11 protein-coding genes are annotated in these 16,512 nt (G+C 60.9%); 6 read left to right on the top strand and 5 right to left on the bottom strand.

Annotated features, from left to right (window positions below; all coding sequences use genetic code 11):
- The coding region (gene istA, locus HWX36_RS03040; protein ID WP_175950784.1) for an IS21-like element ISBcen28 family transposase at window positions 1-965 on the bottom strand (965 nt) is incomplete at its 3' end.
- Between the two features lie 125 nt (window positions 966-1,090).
- Between istA and HWX36_RS03035 the strand changes: the two genes are divergently transcribed.
- The gene (locus tag HWX36_RS03035; RefSeq protein ID WP_175950783.1) at window positions 1,091-1,249 is read left to right on the top strand and encodes a hypothetical protein; all 159 of its coding nucleotides are present in this window, start codon (window positions 1,091-1,093) and stop codon (window positions 1,247-1,249) included.
- Between the two features lie 252 nt (window positions 1,250-1,501).
- On the opposite strand, the gene HWX36_RS03030 is transcribed toward HWX36_RS03035, so the two are convergent.
- The 4 genes from HWX36_RS03030 to HWX36_RS03015 form a co-directional block, all read right to left on the bottom strand.
- Window positions 1,502-1,981, bottom strand: coding sequence for a hypothetical protein (locus HWX36_RS03030; RefSeq protein ID WP_175950782.1), 480 nt, complete (start codon window positions 1,979-1,981; stop codon window positions 1,502-1,504).
- Between the two features lie 70 nt (window positions 1,982-2,051).
- Window positions 2,052-2,981: a tyrosine-type recombinase/integrase gene (locus tag HWX36_RS03025; RefSeq protein WP_175950781.1), complete on the bottom strand. Its 930-nt coding sequence runs from the start codon at window positions 2,979-2,981 to the stop codon at window positions 2,052-2,054.
- Window positions 2,982-3,154: 173 nt separating this feature from the next.
- Window positions 3,155-3,547: a DUF2471 family protein gene (locus HWX36_RS03020; protein WP_175950780.1), complete on the bottom strand. Its 393-nt coding sequence runs from the start codon at window positions 3,545-3,547 to the stop codon at window positions 3,155-3,157.
- 91 nt (window positions 3,548-3,638) lie between these two features.
- Window positions 3,639-3,938, bottom strand: coding sequence for an H-NS histone family protein (locus HWX36_RS03015; RefSeq protein ID WP_175950779.1), 300 nt, complete (start codon window positions 3,936-3,938; stop codon window positions 3,639-3,641).
- Between the two features lie 516 nt (window positions 3,939-4,454).
- On the opposite strand from HWX36_RS03015, the gene HWX36_RS03010 reads away from it, so the two are divergent.
- The 5 genes from HWX36_RS03010 to HWX36_RS02990 all read left to right on the top strand — a co-directional run bounded on the left by HWX36_RS03010 (window position 4,455) and on the right by HWX36_RS02990 (window position 16,511).
- On the top strand, window positions 4,455-12,908 hold the full coding sequence (locus HWX36_RS03010) for a filamentous hemagglutinin N-terminal domain-containing protein (protein ID WP_244136306.1): 8,454 nt from the start codon (window positions 4,455-4,457) through the stop codon (window positions 12,906-12,908).
- A 3-nt stretch (window positions 12,909-12,911) separates the two neighbouring features.
- Complete coding sequence (locus tag HWX36_RS03005) at window positions 12,912-13,367, top strand: hypothetical protein (protein WP_175950778.1); 456 nt, start codon at window positions 12,912-12,914, stop codon at window positions 13,365-13,367.
- Window positions 13,368-13,486: 119 nt separating this feature from the next.
- Complete coding sequence (locus HWX36_RS03000; protein WP_175950777.1) at window positions 13,487-13,756, top strand: hypothetical protein; 270 nt, start codon at window positions 13,487-13,489, stop codon at window positions 13,754-13,756.
- A gap of 575 nt (window positions 13,757-14,331) precedes the next feature.
- Window positions 14,332-16,368, top strand: a complete 2,037-nt coding sequence (locus HWX36_RS02995) for a filamentous hemagglutinin N-terminal domain-containing protein (protein WP_175950830.1) — start codon at window positions 14,332-14,334, stop codon at window positions 16,366-16,368.
- Window positions 16,365-16,511 (top strand): hypothetical protein, encoded by a 147-nt coding sequence (locus tag HWX36_RS02990; RefSeq protein WP_175950776.1) that lies wholly within the window; start codon window positions 16,365-16,367, stop codon window positions 16,509-16,511. The genes HWX36_RS02995 and HWX36_RS02990 overlap by 4 nt, the downstream gene beginning before the upstream one ends.
- Window position 16,512: the final 1 nt, after the last annotated feature.

The raw sequence follows: 16,512 nt of genomic DNA, 5'->3' as shown, positions 1-16,512 counted from the left end.
GAGACGAGGCCTTCGTGGCTCACGCGCCGCTCGAGCCGGATCACGCCGTTGAAGGTGCCGGCCGGCAACGCCTGCAGTGCGGGGCGCTCCTCACCGAAGTGCTGGGCGACGACGCGGTGCGTCGTGCCGTGCACGCGCACATTGGCCACCGTGTCGAGCCACTCGCGCAACTGTCGGTTCAAGTCGGCGAGATTCTGGAAACGACGCGCCAGGAAGAAGTCCTGCCGGATATAGCGGTACGGCCGCTCGACCTTGCCCTTGGTCTTGGCGCGATATGCCTTGCAGGCGCGCGGCGCGAAGCCGTAGTGCTGCGCAAACGCGACCAGCTTCGCGTTGTAGACGATGTGCTTCTCGACTTCGCCCAGCACGGCCGCCTTCATCCGGTCGTACAGAATCTCGCGCGGAGCGCCGCCGAGGTGCTCGAACGCATCCATGTGGCAGCGCAGGACGGTCTGCAGGTCCTGATGCTCGACGAAACGTCCCCAGAGATAGCGGCTGTGCCCAAGCACGATCGAGAATAGCCAGATCGAGCGTCGCTGGCCAGGCGCGTCGCCGAACTCGACATTGAAGTGGGCGAAATCCACCTGCGCTTGATGCCCGGCAGGCGTCTCGAAGCGCACCTCGAAGCCACGTTGGCGGGGCGGCCGGACCTCCCGAACCAAGTCGCCCAGCGCCGTGCGGCCACCGGTGTACCCCATGGCCCGAATCTCGCGCAGCAGTCGCTCGACGCTCAGGTCGGGAAACTCGCGTACACGTTCGGTGACGTAGTGAACGAACGGATCGACCACGCACGGTCGCGGTGCGCGCGGCCCGTAACGCGGCGCCTGAACGCCATTCCTGATGTATTTACGAACGGTCTTGCGGTCCATACTCAGTCGAGCAGCGATGGCCGAAATACTCAGCCCTTGCCGGTGCAATTCCAGAATCGTCATCACTTCCTCCAGCTCGACCACCGACACCCCCACGACGGATCTCCAGGGCGATATGGTCGGCGATCGACAGGACGGCGCAGCTGCCGCGGCGCCGTCAGATAAAAAGCCGGGGAAAATTACTTCGACGAAAGTGGGGAGTATCTATCCGACGCTGACAGATGGCGAAGCGTGGGCAATATTTCTCGCACCTCGCCGAGCGACACAACCTGACGCCGGTAGAGCTGGACCAATTGCTCGTCGACAATGCGATCTCGGACTCCGAGCACCGTACGATGCTGAACCTGGCGCCGGTCGACTTGTTCTCGCAGGCCGCTTGACGGAAGGTATTCTTGGGCACAGCCCGGCACGTGAGTGCCGGGCTTTTTCTTTTTTGGAGGCCGGATGAAAACGCGATGAGATGGCTTTGTGGTGGCGCACCTTGCAGAGGAGACTTGCGACAGCTCGGTGAGCGTGTGGCCACGATTACTTTGTTTTCGGCTGTCTCCAGGCCGTTGGTGGCCGAACGCGGGCGGTGGGAGCGTCCGGACCGCCCGCGATGTGCAGTTGCGGCGTATCTGGAGGCCAGTAGGTTATGCCAAATCAGGGCGGTTGAGGAGTTCAGCGAGATCAGCATCAGTCGGCGTCAGCGCGGTATGCGCAGTCTGAATTCGCGCGCGGCCAACTACGAGGTTCCGAGAGTCGATCGAGATGCGTTCGATATGTCGGCCTCGCGCAGCGCGCTCGGGGGTTTGCTGGTACGGGTGGCCACGGTGGATATAGTCTTCGAGGTCCGGCTCGGCGAAGGCGATCTGGTGCGTGTCGTTCTCGGTCAGCGCGATGCAGAGCATTGCGAACGGGATTCCGGCCAGTTCCCGATCGGCGATTCGATTGAGGACAGCGTCACGCGCTTGGTGATCTGCAGTGAGGATTCTCTGCGGGCCCTTGTGATTGTCGATCTGAACGACGATTTGCTTGACCTCGGTATGGCGGGAAATGAGCCTGTATCGGCAGATCGCGAGATCGTCGCCCGTGAAATAGATGAAGTCGGTGTAGCGCGTTACGTAGTCCATATGAACACTCCGATAGCAAAGAAGCCAGCGAAATTACTGGCTTCTTCAGGCTATCGACGTGGCCGAGAAGTCAAGTCGCACCGTTGGCTTGATGAGCGGGCTGGAGGGTGGCGCGAATTCGGATCACGGTCCGTTGGCTGGTGAGGCCCAGTGCGGCCATGACGTCATCGTTGCTCCGGCCGGCGAGCAGGAGGCGGCGTGCGAAGGTGTTGCGAAGGGTTCTCGGGCTCATGTCGGGCACGCGGATGTCGACCGCGAGCAGCTCGTCGCGGACGATCCGGCCGAGCATCTCGTCCGTCATCGGGCCGCCGGCCCGGGGCGACGGAAACAGCAGCGCGCTGGCGGCCGCTGCTGTGTGGCTCATCCATCTCTCCAGAACCGGCCGTGCGAAGTCTTCAAGGTTGATTCGACGCGCCTCGCGCGGGCCTCGCTTGGGGATCAGGAGGTGCGGCCGCGCCGGCGAAAGGTCGAGGTCACCGGTCGCCGCCTGTCGAATTTCCTGCGCGGTGATGCCTGTCGAAAGCAGCAGCGCGACGATCGCGCGATTGCGGACCGCACGCTCGTCGAGGCCGTCGAGCGAGGCAACCGAATCCTGCAGCCGGCGATCGTCAGCTTCCAGCAAGTACACGGGGACGGGTTCGTCCTCTGGCCAGGTTTGGGCCAGGGCATAGGCGGCAGCGGGGTTGGTTTTCCGGACACCGACATCGACCAGATGCCGACCGAGCCGGTCGAGCAGCTTCTGGTACCGCAGCCGGGTCGTGGTGCCAGGCTTGCATCGCCGATCGAGGTCAGCGAAGAACGTCTCGAGCTGCTCGGCGCCGAAGGTGGCCAGCGACCGTTGCGCGGCGGCGAGGTGGCGCATGAAGCGCTCGAACATGGCGTCGTGCTGGACGATCGACCGTGGAGAGAAGGCACGCCGATCGGCGCCGGCGGCTTCGGTGCGTTGCCACTGCTGGTATGCCTCGGTCGGTGCCGACAGCCAGAGAGTCGGATCGTCCATTTGACCTTATATACTGAATATTGGGTGCCCCAAGCATAACGCGAATCTCCGATTCGCGTCCTTTGCCCACAGATGGGAGGGGCGTCCCGCTCTCGTCACTCGGGCAACGCTCGCATGTACAACCTCCACTCCCGCCGAGTTTCCGCCCACCAAGCAATGTACTGACAGAGCGCTCATGCCGTTGCTTGGGCTCGGTCGGATAGATCGGCCGCAGACAACCGTTCGCGAACGCTGAGATAGACGATCGGAAGTGATGAGTCCGACAACGTCCAGTCGATCAGGCCGCTCAGATCGACGCCTGGCAACGTAGTAGGCCCGATTCGCGGAAGGGCATCGACGACTGCCGCTTCATTCCGGCTCTGGAATGCGAGATCCGAAAACGCTTGCTCTTCGATATCGCGCAGCACGGGCCAGCTCCAGGCGTGCACTGATCCTGCCTTCAGATGGCGATCTGCGAGCGACGTGGCGATGCGGCGCAAGTCTTCCATGGCGCGCGCGAGCGCGTGCTCGAAGCGCACTGGGTCGGGTTGCGGACCGGTCGTCGTAACGGTTTCTGGGCGTTCCATAGGGGCGTCGAGGTGATGCGGCGGCCGGTTGTGTCGAAGCCGGCTGCCGTGTTGCGTTGCACTGTAAATATATCCAGCGTTGGGACTCAGTTCAAGAACGGGAGGGCGGCGGCGCGATCTCGAATGGTTCTCGGTCCTTGCCGTCGATCCAGGCCGGCGGGCGGCCACGGCCGCTCCACGTCGCACCGGTTTCGGGATCGCGATACCGTGCTCGAGCCGGTTGGTGTTTGCGCGCTTTGCTGCCGCCGAAAATCTCGCGGGCGGAAATATCAAATTCCAACACCATGCGCTTCACTTCGGCCAGCACGGTCTCGCGTGCTGCGGCCTTGGCATTCTCGATCTCGGTTTCGAGGACGGCGCGTTGTGCAAGCAGCGTTTGGTAAGTCGACATCATTTCTCCTGTTGCGGTTAGGGAATCGATATCAACCAGCGTACCGGCTCATCTGGAAAGTCAAGTTCCGCTCGTTATAGCGCGACAACCGGATCAACTCGATCGACGTTCGCGGCGCGGGCGCTTGTCCACTCAATCGCTTTCAATCGAGGCGAAGTAGCGTCGATTATTTTCGGTCGGTTTCTGATCGGAAAGTTACCGACAGCTCTATTAGTGACACTTTTTAACGTTTAGTACATCGGCGACGCGCCGCGGCTATGGCTATGCCGCGTACGGACCTACTGGAAGAGACGTCGACGTCGCATGACAATCGGCCAAAATTCTCGATGACCTGATTTTCAAGATTGGTGTTTGACTGAGCGGCTTATTGATATAGACAAGCGGATAACTTATTAAAGAATTTCCCGTATGATTGTTGTAATGAAATGCCGCGAACTCGCCAAGCCTGACAATTGTTGACCATCTTTCAGTTTAGGCTGTGCGACCATCTGCGGAAAATTCAAAGCGAGACCAACTATGCGCCGCAGCACGCGCGATATTGAGATTCGGCACGTTCAACGGGAAACGGCCAAACAGGCGATTATCCTCGACCATGCTCCGCTGAAAAGCGAAGGGCGTGCGCGATGGGTCAAGGCGACTGCGTGGGTCATGACGGCCGTGATGTATTTCGCGCCGGCCGTGTTTCTCGCGGATCAAACGGCGCATGCCGCACCGATTGTCGATCCGCGTGCACCGATTCCGTTCCAGCCGACGGTTACGCAAACGAGCACGGGCGTACCCGCTATCAACATTCCGACACCCAATGCGAATGGCATTAGCGTCGGGCAATATCAGTCGTTTAACGTGGGCCCTGAAGGCCTCGTGCTGAACAACAGCACGGTGGCGGGGACTCCGCTGCTCGGCGGTACACTCGGCGCGAACCCGAACCTGAACGGCCGACCGGCGACGACGATCGTCAATCAGGTCAGCTCGACTGGCCCGGCGGCCTCATTGTTCGGGCCGCTCGAGGTGTTCGGGTCGCCGGCGGCCGTGGTCGTGGCCTCTCCAAATGGCGTCAGCGTCAATGGTTTGAGCGTGACGAACGTCACGAATTTGACGCTCACGACCGGCACGCCGCAGTTTCTCACGGGTGTCGGCGGCGCGGCCACTGACTTTACGCACGCGGGTGCCGTGGCGTACGACGTTCGCTCCGGCAATATTTCGATCAGCGGGCCGGCAGGTAACGACGGCACGCCGGGCGCTGGGGTGGAAGGCACGGTCGGGAATCTGGACCTCATCGGCCAAAGCGTCACCGTCAACGCACCGCTGCGCGCCGATCAGCGCGTGAACATCGTCACGGGCAACCAGCTCGTGACGCCGGCGTCGTCGAATGCGACCGGCATCACATACGGCACGGCCGCAAACGGCACGGCCAACACAGCCGCGGCGATCGGCAAGAACGTCGCGGTCGATGCGAGCCAATATGGTTCGGTCGCATCGGGCACCGTCTATATCGTGTCCACGGCGGCTGGTATGGGCGTGAACACCCAGGGCCCACTGTCGGCAACGGCGGGCAACGTAGTCGTCAATGCGAACGGTGACGTGTCGGTCGGTCAAACGTTTGCCAATCAGAACGTCAATCTGGCCAGCACGGGCAATACGACGATCAGTGGGACCGGCCTCGCGAACCAGAACTATACGGTCGCGGCGAACGGCGACATTAATGCGCCGAGCTCAGTGTCGGCCGGGCAGAACGTCACGATGACGGCGGGCGGCAATCTGAACGCCGCGTCCGTCGCCGCGAACGGCGCGGCGAGCCTGACGGCCGGCCAGTCTATGACGATCGGTTCGCTATCGGCGCACGACATCGCGCTGCAGACGACGAACGGGGATCTCACAGTCGGCGGCTTGAGCGCACCCGGCACGGTGTCGGCCAAGGCCGGGCGGGATCTGACGGTCAATGGCGCGGTGCAGGGCGGTAGCACGGTGGCGCTCGCGGGCGCGCGCAACGCGACGGTCAACGGGCAAGTGTCGGGCGTCGGCGATACGACGATCGCGGCGCAAACCGGCTCGGCTGCGGTGAACGGCAATGCGCAATCGAATGGTGCGTTGTCGGTGACGGCGGGCCAGAACGCTGCGGTCGGTGGCACGGTACAGGCACAGGGGCCGGTAACGATCGCCGCACAAGGCGGCTCGATCACGGGGCAAGGCAACGTCGCGTCGTCGCAAGGCGCGGTCAACCTGAACGCTGGCCAGGCGATCGCGTTAAACGGCGCGGTGCAAAGCGGGAGAACGATCAACGCGACCGCTGGCACGAACGCAAGCTTCGGTGGTACGGTTTCCGCGCCGGGCGCGGTGACGATTCAGGCGGGGCAGGACACAACGCTCGGCGGAAACGTCACGAGCGGCGCAGCCCTGAATGTGACCTCCGGCGGCAACACCAGCGTGCAGGGAATGGCCGCATCGGTCGGCGACATGACGCTCGCGGCCAACGGCGGCTCGTTGACGACGACCGGCAACGTGGTGTCGCTCGGCACATTGAACGCGATTGGATCGCAGGGCGTGAGCCTGGGTGGCACCGTCAACAGCGGCGACAACGCATCGATCGGATCGAGCGCAGGTAGCGTCGCGATCGCGGGTACCGTGTCGACGCCGGGCGCAGTCAATATCAATGCCGGGCAGGACGCGACCGTCGCCGGGACGATCCAGAGCGGCCAGACCACGACGATCGCAGCCGCGCGCGATGCGAATCTGAATGGGGGCCTCGCAGTCAGCAACACCGGCAACGCAAGCGTGACGGCGGGCCGCGACATCAGCGGCACGGGTGCGATCAGCGTCGCGAACGACACGACGCTCAATGCCGGCAACAACGTTGCTATCTCAGGCGCGATCCAGACTGGCAACAATCTGAGTGCAGCCGCTGGCCAGAATCTGTCGGTCGCCGCGACGACGGCGGTCGGCAGCAGCACGCTGACGGCGACCAACGGTAGTGCGACGCTCGCAGGCGATGCGCTGTCGGGCGGGGCGACGACGATCACGGCCGGCACGGACGTGAACGCACAAGGCAGTCTAAAGAGCATCGGTGATCTGAACGCCAACGCGAAGACAGGGAATCTGACGGCGGCCGGTCCAGTTTCGACGGCGGGCAATGCGACCCTGAACGCCGGCCAAAATCTGACGCTCAACGGCCAGACGACTGCATCAAAGGATGCGAGCCTCACGGCAACCAACATCACAACGCAGGGCGTGGCGGTGGGTGGCAATCTGACCGCCACCGCGACGAATAACCTCGATACGTCGGCTGGGCAGCTCAATCAGCCCTTCAGCGCCACTGCACCGGCCTTGTCGGTCGGCGGCAATGCGACCTTGTCGGGTACGAACGTGAAGACCGCGAATGCGGTTGTCGGCGGCACGACGCAGATCACCGGTACCCAAAGCCTGACGACGGGCGGCACGGCCGCCTTCAAGGGCGATGCAACGCTCGCCGGCGGCACGATCAATAACGTCGGTACGCAGATGGCGGCCGGCAATCTGAACGTGTCGGGCTCGACCGTCTCGAACTCGGGCAGCCTGTCGTCGTTGCAGACAGCGAACGTCACCGCGACGAACCTCAATAATGCGGGAACGATCTACGGGCCGACGGCGAATTTCAACGTGTCGGGTGCGACGACGAACTCGGGTGGTCTGCTCGCGACGAACGCGCTGAACCTGACGACGGGCAACCTGAGTAACGCGAACGGCCTCATTTACGCTGGCGACGTCAACAATCCGACCGCCGCAGTCGGTAACACCACTGTGACCGTCACGGGCGGCAATGGTTCGTTCGACAATACCAACGGCCGGATACTTGCTCAAAATTTGGCGACGCTGAGTCTGCCGAATCAGACGCTCGACCCGTCGGCTGCCAGTTATGGGACCGTCAACGGCGGAAACGGCCTGAATCTGTCCGCGCAGTCGGTGAACAATTCTGGGACGTGGACGCTGCCCGGGACGGCGGTTACCGTCTCGGCCACGCAAGGCATCAACAACGCAGGCGCGATCAACCAGGGCACCGGATCGCTGACGCTGAACGGTGCGGTCGGCAACTCGGGCGCAATCAACGGCAACGACCTGACAATCAACGGTTCGGTGGCGAATCAGTCAAGCGGCACGGTGTCGGCCAACAATCTGACGCTCAACGGATCGGGCACCAACTCCGGGATCGTACAGGCGAATAACGCACTCAAGATTACCGGTACGACTTACGACAACTCAGGCGGTACCACACAGGTTGGCACGGCAAACGGGCCGGCCGGTAGCGGCAATGCAACGATTCAACTGTCGGGCGACCTGAGCAATTTGGGCGGCCATTTGACTGCCACCAATGATTTGTCGATCCAGGCGAACAACGTCAACAACGCATCGATTTCATCGAGCGAGACAAGCACCACGACGACGAAGGTGGTCGACAACCCCGGCCTGTTGTGGTCGACGGTCATCGGCACGATCAATTACCAGTTCTACTATCCCGGCAATGGCGGCCACGTCCTGCCGCACTTTATTCCGCTGACGCAGCAGGCGACGCTAGGCGATCTGCTGTCGCCGATCGGGATTGCCGTCATGCAAGCGCCGGTTGCATCGACCGGCACGCTCACGATGGTTCAACTGTCGGGGGATGCATCGCAGGCTCAGCCGCCGGAAGGTAGCCTCGGCGCAGCCTACTGGTATGTGCAATCGGGTACGGTACCGAACAACGGCATCAGTCAGACTTTCACGCTGCCGAGCGTGATCGAAACCACGACGACGGTCGGTGCCGTTTCCGGTCCGCCGTCGGTGATTGCAGCCGGGCACAACCTCTCGTTGACTGCGCAGGCCCTTAATAATCAGGGCGGTACTGTAAGCGCTGGAAATGACGCATCGCTGAACGTCCAGACGTTGAACAACGAGGCTCGCTCCTATACGTCGACAGTCACGGATACGGTCGATGCCGCGGGGCTGAATACCTTGTTGTCGGGCCTGACCGCGTTGAGTGGTTCGTCGGCTGGCGGATTCTTGGGGCAGGGCGGCACACCGATAGCGGTCTATCAGAGCGTGAACACGTCGCCGGGCTCCTCCGGCGGCGGGATCGTCGGTACGGGAGTTCACGGGTGCGATGCGAACAGCATTTGTTCGTACACCATCGGCATGCCGACGACTTTCACGATCAGTGCGCCCGGTGCAGTGATACCGCCGAGCGTATCGACGAGCACCACGGTTCAGGGCTCGGCTGGACAGATTCAGGCTGGCCATAACCTGAACGTATCCGGTGGCAATTTGACCAACGCCGGGACCTTGACAGCGGGTAACGACGTCACGATTCAGGCAGCGAGCTTTACGAATCAAGGTTCGAATGTTGGATCGAAGACGGTGACGGCGGGTTGTGCATCGGGCGTCTCGAATGCGGGCTGTACGTCGCTGCATACGACGAATCCGAACTCGGAGACGTACAGCTATCAACAGGCCAACAGCAACGTTACCGCTGGCCACGACATCGTCATCGCCGCGAGCCAGGTCAACAACACTTACGGCAATCTGGTCGCGACGCACGATGTCGTGATCGGCGGCTCAGGCACGACCGCGGGCAATCCGACGCAGGCATCGAGCGTCACAAACACCTCGGCCGCGATCGAAGCCGGCAACAACGTCCAGATCAACGCAGGCACGGTGACGAACACGATCGCTGCGCCTGTGATGGTTCACCAGAATTACGGGTCGGCGTCACCGTACACGGGATGCGGACAGAACTGCGAAGCGTATATCGAGGTGCAGTCGGCCCGGCCGTCGACGATTACCGCAAACAATAATCTGTCGATCACGGCGGGCGTGTTCAGCAACACGGGCAGTCTTGTCACGGCGCTGAACAACGTGACGATCAACGCCAGTTCGAGCGCCTCGAGCGACAATCAATACCTGCATGCGTATTGGACAGGTAACCCCGCCGGCATTCGCACGTGGGGTTGCCAAGGGGCGGCGGCGACCTGCCAGAACCTGTACGGCGGGGCGTTCAGTCTCGGCGATGCGCAAGCAGCGCCCGGCTTGCCGTCGAACGTCGGGATGTCGGATTTCGTGCCGGCAACGATTCAGGCGGGCAACTCGCTTGCGGTGAACTCGCCGACGTTGACGAACACCGGCAACGTGATCGGGCAGTCTATCGCACTGACGGGTTCGCAACTCGTCAACGGGATCACGAATCCGAACGTCTTTACTCCGCCGCCGGTCGTGTCGGGGCAGGTGATCTCGCTAGGGCCGGTGTCGACGCCGTCTGGCGTGGCCACGACCGTCAACGTGGCGGGCCGGGTTGTCGATGCGAATGGCCAGCTCACGTCGGTGACCGGTTCGGCGGGTTTGCCACCGAACACGCCAATCGGCACGCAAACCGTCGGCAAGCCGGTCGCGCCGATCGTCACGCAGGCGAACACGCCACTGAGCGCGACCGTCAAGACGATTTCTGGGCAAACCACCACGATCACCTACCTGACGAACAACCCGGCCGCCCAGGTCGTGGACACGGTGTCGTCGGCGTCGTTGATCGCCAATCTGCCGGCGAATCTGCAGCCGGCCAATGTGCCGTTCTACTACGACCCGTACACCGAGAATCAGCAGATCGAGTTGGCCGCGCTGCAGGCGACCGGCAAGAGCAGTTTCTACAGCACGACGAGTGCGATGGACAGTACGAGTCAGGCGTCGATCGCCAATCAGGACAAGGCCGCGCTGTACGGTGCGGCACTCGAGTACGCGAAGGACCACGACATCGCGCTCGGAACGAAGCTGTCCGACGCGCAACTGGCGATGGTCGATCATCCGATGCTCTGGTACGTCGAGCAGTCGGTACCGGAACCGGGTTGCTCGGCGACGGGTGGCGCGACGTGCCCGACCGTGCAGGCACTGATGCCCGAAGTGTTGTTGCCGAAGAACTACGCGGTCGTCAATGCCGATGGCGAGATCACGGGCACGAACGTCACGCTGAATTACGCGAACAGCATCCTGAACACGGGCACCGTCACGGCGCAGAACCTGACGGTCAACACGAACTCGCTGACCAACGAACAGCGCTCGACGAACATTGGCACGATCTATCAGACCGGTCAGGAAGGTGTGCTGTTGCAGACCACGGGCACCGTCGTGCAGCAAGGCGGCTTCATGTCGGCCGCCAATTACGATCTGCAAGTGCAAAGCCTGAACCAGATCGGCGGTGCGCTTCAGAAAACCGGCGCGGATGGCACAGTCGACACAGCCGGCACACAAGCGATGCTGGCGAATCTGAAGGGCCAACTTGGCGGGAACTTCACGCAGCAGACTGTCAGCGACAACCTGCACACGGACGTGGTCGACGGAGATGCGTGGTACGACCAACTCTTCATGACGGGCGTGATCGTCGGCTTGTCGATCATGTCGGGGATGGCGGCGTCGGCGGCAACCGGTGCTGCTGCAGGAGCAACGGCTGGTTCAGGTTCCGCGTTTTCTGCGGCGGGAACAGGTGCGGGCGCGTTGGGCGCCGGTACAGCGAATGCTGCTCTGTCGGCGGGCTTCGCCGGCATGATGAACAGCACAATGAGCCAGTTGAACAGTGGCGGCTCGTTCAATGTGGGCACCATGCTGACGACGGCCGGTACCGCAGCGCTGACCGCCGGCCTGACGAACGGCATCACTTTCAGCAACGGCACTGCCGGTTGGTCGTGGACTGCCTCGAACAATAGCCTTGCTGCGCTGGCAGGTGTGCAGACGGTGGGGAACACCCTCGTCCCGCAAGCCGGTGCGGCAACTGGCTCGTTGCCGACGACGATTACCGCTATCGCGGCCGAGTCGGTGCTTCAAGCGACGATTCAAACGACCCTGCAGGGCGGAAGCTTCCTGACGAATCTGCGCAACAGCGCGGCGACGAATGCGGCGGCATCGATTGCCTACACGATTGGCAATCTGAATCAGGACGGCGCGCTAACGGGTGCGGCGTACGTGGCAGCCCACGCGGCACTTGGCTGCGCGGCAGGTGCGGCGACGGGCCAAGGATGTGGTGGCGGTGCGATTGGCGGGGCCGTGTCGGCCGCGTTGACACCCGATGTGTTAAGGGTGATTGACCCGAGCGGCGCGGCGCTTGATCAAGGCCAGATGGCTATGCTGGCGGCGATTTCGACGTGGGCCGGCGGTGGCATTGCGGGCCTTGCAGGTCAGAACGCGATGGCTGGTGCCACGGCAGCTCAAAACGAGGCGCTGAACAACGACGCAGGAAGTCCAATCCATACAGCTGCAGCCGTGAAGAATGGTGGGGCGCTGAGTGCGGCCGTAGACATGATCCTGACGGCAATGATGCCGTGGAGAAGTCAGACGGGGCAAACCTATATGCAGCCCGTGACGTCGACGGTCAAAGGTATTGGCTCGCTGGCTCAGGCTAACTACGGGAACAAATCCCAACCCCCCGCTGATGCGAACAATCAGCTTTTGGGAGGGGGAAACGATAACAATACGAGTGGGACCGCTGGAGCCGTAGTGACCCCGCCGACGTTGATTTGCATACCTGGTGGCGGTTGCGTAATGATGGTGCCGCTCGTATCGTCGGGAGCTACTGTAGCCTCGGGTCAGGCACCGCTGCTAAGCGACTCCAATAGCACGAATGGCACGGGCACATCCGGAAATAGCGGAATTTCGCCCGACCCAGGTAAGACAGCGGTTTATGTCTCAGTTGCGCCGGACGGTACAATTCAATATGTTGGAATAACGGATAATATTGATGCTAGAGCCGCGGCGCATATGTCTCAAAAGGGAATCTCTATTGATGCAATACCGGGCCTGGAGAATATATCTCGTGCAGATGCGCGAGCAGTAGAGCAGGTTTTGATTGAATACAATGGACTTGGCAAGAATGGGGGTGCGCTATTGAACAAGATAAATAGTATTTCAACTTCTAACCCGATATATGCAAATTCACTGTCTCGTGGAATGGGGATATTGGAATCTGTCGGATATAATGGATTTTGAATTATGATTAAATCCGGTGACGTATTTCGCATAGAGACTTCGAAGGGGGGGGGATATTTTCAATATGTGAAGAAAGTATCGCCGATGGGGGCGTTGATCCGTGTTCTTCCTGGAATTTATCAGGAGCCGCCAGATAATCTTCCTGAAATGGTGGGGGTGGAAACAAATTTCTGGATATTTTTCCCGGTTGGTGTCGCGGAAAAAAGAGGTGTAGTAAAGAAAATTGGGAACTTTGAAGTTCCTGAGCATGCACGAGCTACGCCATTGTTTCGGACTGGAATTCCGGATCAGCAAACTCGGAAGGTTGAGAACTGGTGGCTGTGGGATGGGGAGAAATCATGGCCTGTAGGAGCAATATCTGAAGAGCAACGGCGATTGCCAATACGTGGGGCATGGAATGATACATTGCTCATTGAAAGAATTGAGCAAGGGTGGCTTCCCGAAAAAGACCCGTTTTGAGTTTGTCGAGGTTCACAGAGCTATGAAGATGCGGTCCAGAATATGTACAGAAGCGCCCCCTACGCCGATTGGCAATATTAAATAGGTAGCGGGTAAACGGCGTCGCTGACGATGTGGTCGTGCTTGACGGGAAACTCACAGCGGTTGAGGCAAAATTTGTAGACAATTGGGATACCTCGATTCGTAATCCAAGCGAACAGAATGGAACGACGCCTTGGGCTTTGACTGAACAACAGACCATTGTGGCTCAAGCGCAAAAATATGCTGCTGGTTTAGAAGGAGGTGTGGTTTACCATACCAATAGCCCGCAACTTGCTGCCTACTACAGCAAGGTATTCAGCGATGCGGGCACCACAAATTATAAGTTTGTGATTACGCCGATTAAGTGAAGGAGTGAGGTAAGTGACTAATCGATTGGATCGCCTCGAAAAAGCGCTCGGCGGTAAGCTAGAGCAGCGTGACAACCGGGTCATTCCAGGCACCGCCACAGTTGCGAGTACCGAATTCGTATATTTTTCTGATGACAAAAAAAATACGTTCAGGCAATAATTTAAAAAGCTAACTGAATTCACGAATCCGCCACATGCTAAGAGCGGAGGGGTAAATGAACGAGGTTGCAGAATAAAATTGCCAGACGGGCAACAATTTCATGCCATTGACTTCCATGGCGACATCGAGGGATGGCGCTTGGACATAACGACAGGCGCTCAAGCGCTAAATATTCTTCTCGCTCGGATCGATGGTGATCAATTCGTTGTATCGGATGGTCGAACGTTTCAGTTGAGTCAATGCGAAATTGAATTTACCTGATTCATGGCGGAGGGCGAAGGGCGGAGTTGGAGTAGTAGCGGCTCGCTTCGCGTAGTGCCAGTGGACTGGTTTCGGGATGCTTTCTTGCAACAAGAACATCCGCGCAGATTTTGAAGTAAGACAAATTAAAAATTTACCAAGGTCGAGGCGGATGATGTATCGAAGACCGTTCCAATACAGTTTGGTGCTGGCGTCGATTGGGGTGTCCAGTTCAACTTTCGCGACCGGTATCGTCGCGGATGGTGGCACCGCAACGTCTATTTCAACAGGTGCGGGCGGGCGACAAACCGTCAACATTGCTCCTACCGTCGGCGGTGTCTCGAACAACACCTACTCGTCCTTCAACGTGTCGAAGGCCGGCGCCGACCTCAACAACGTTGGCGTCAATGCCCGCACGATCGTCAACCAGGTCACGAGCACAAATCCGTCGCTGATCCAGGGCAACATCAATGTCCTCGGCCCGCGTGCGAACGTGATCCTGGCCAATCCGAACGGCGTGACGATCGACGGCGGAAGTTTCACGAACACGGGGCACGTCGTGCTGTCGACGGGGCAGGTGAGTTTTAACGATCTCACGCTCGCGCCCGGCGTCGTACAACGCAACGTCGTGTTGACGACCAACCGCGGCGGAATCGCGATCGGCCCCGGCGGCCTGTCCGGCACGCTGGTCAACCTCGACCTGATCGCGAAGCAACTGAGCATCAACGGCCCGGTGACCAACGATTTCACCAGTTCGACGAGCGGCATCCGCGCAATCGTCGGCGACAGCACGGCCACCTACGACACCAGCTTTTCTCCATCCGACAACGGCCATGACTGGCTGATCGGCACGGCGTCTCCTGGCACAAAAAGCAATGCCGTCGCAGTCGACATCACGGCCGCCGGCGGCCTCACGGCAGGCCGCGTCCAACTGATCGTCACCGACCAAGGCGCGGGCGTCCGCAGCCTCGGCAAGCTCTACGCGAACGCTGGCGACGTCGTGGTCACGACGAGTGGTGATATCGCGGTCGCAGACGGATCCGTGAAGTCGGAGCGCGACATCGCGCTCACCACGCCTGGTACCGTGTCGTTGCAGGGTGCGCAGGTCACCGCCGCAAACAATGTGAACGTTCAAGCCGGCAATATCGCGCTGTCGGACGACGCCACCGGCCCCACGACCCTGAACGCAGGCAACATGGTCAACCTGACGAGCAGCGGCGCGATCAGCAACACCGGCAGCCTGATTCAGGCAGGCGCGACGGCGAGCGACGGCACCACGACCGGCGGCGACGTGATCCTGACCGCAGCCGGCGACATCACGAACCGCTCGAGCGCGAACAACCTCGGGATCGTCTTTGCCGCCAACGGCCAGACGAAGCTGACGGCCGGTGGCAACATCGTCAACGACAACGCCCGCATCCTGTCGAATGATGCAGTGAGCCTCACTGCGGCCGGCGACGTGCAGAACATCATCGACCATACGGGCGGCACGAACGGCGGCCAGCCGACAGCATATTCCAGTCGCGGCGGCAGCTTCCTGTTCTTCACGCACACGACGAGCGGCTTCAACGTCGACTACGGCACCGTCGGCAATCCCGATCAGCTCGCGTATATCGCCGCGGTCCACGGTCCGGTGACGATCAACGCGCGCAATTTCAGCAATTCGGGCGGCATCGTTCAATCGAACGATGGCGACGTCAACATCACCGCCCAAAACGCCTTCACCAACGCCGCCGTCTTTAGCGGCCAGGCGAGCTATACGCGCAGCTGTTGGATCTTCTGCCACGCCAACGCGTCGAGCAATGTCACGCCATACGGCGGCACGATCCAGGCGGGCGGCAACATCGGCATCAAGGCGGGTACAGTCGCCCGCAACGTCGGCGGCAACGTGTTCGCGACGGGCGACATCAAGGTCGACGCCCCCGTCACCTACGCGCAAGGTGTCACAGGCTACTCGGCCATCAACCAGGATCGGGGTTTCAAAGCTTTCTTCGGCAGCACATGGGCGGAGATCATCGCGATGGACGTTGGCGGCGGCTTCACCGCAAACGGCAGCGTGACGCTGACCGGTGACGGCGTGATCGATGGCGGTTCATTCAGCGGCGGGAAAGGCGTGACGGCGGCCGGCGGGATCACGACCGTGCGCGCGCCTTCGCGCACGCCAGTCACGATCGATCAGCACCTGGGGCTGACGACGTGGTGGTGGCGATGATGAACCGAACCGTGCTCGGCGTGCTGCTGTTGATGGCTGCCGCGCTGCTGGCCACCCTCGTGATCGTGCTGGTTACGGCCCCATCCCCGATCGTCAAGACTGTCGCACGCGCTGGTGCGGCGCATCTGGCCCATCAGGAGTGAC

The sequence above is a fragment of the Burkholderia sp. BCC0405 genome (assembly GCF_902833075.1).
Lineage (GTDB): Bacteria > Pseudomonadota > Gammaproteobacteria > Burkholderiales > Burkholderiaceae > Burkholderia.
Note: the sequence above shows the minus strand (reverse complement) of the source record. Positions and strands in the feature narration are given on the sequence as shown.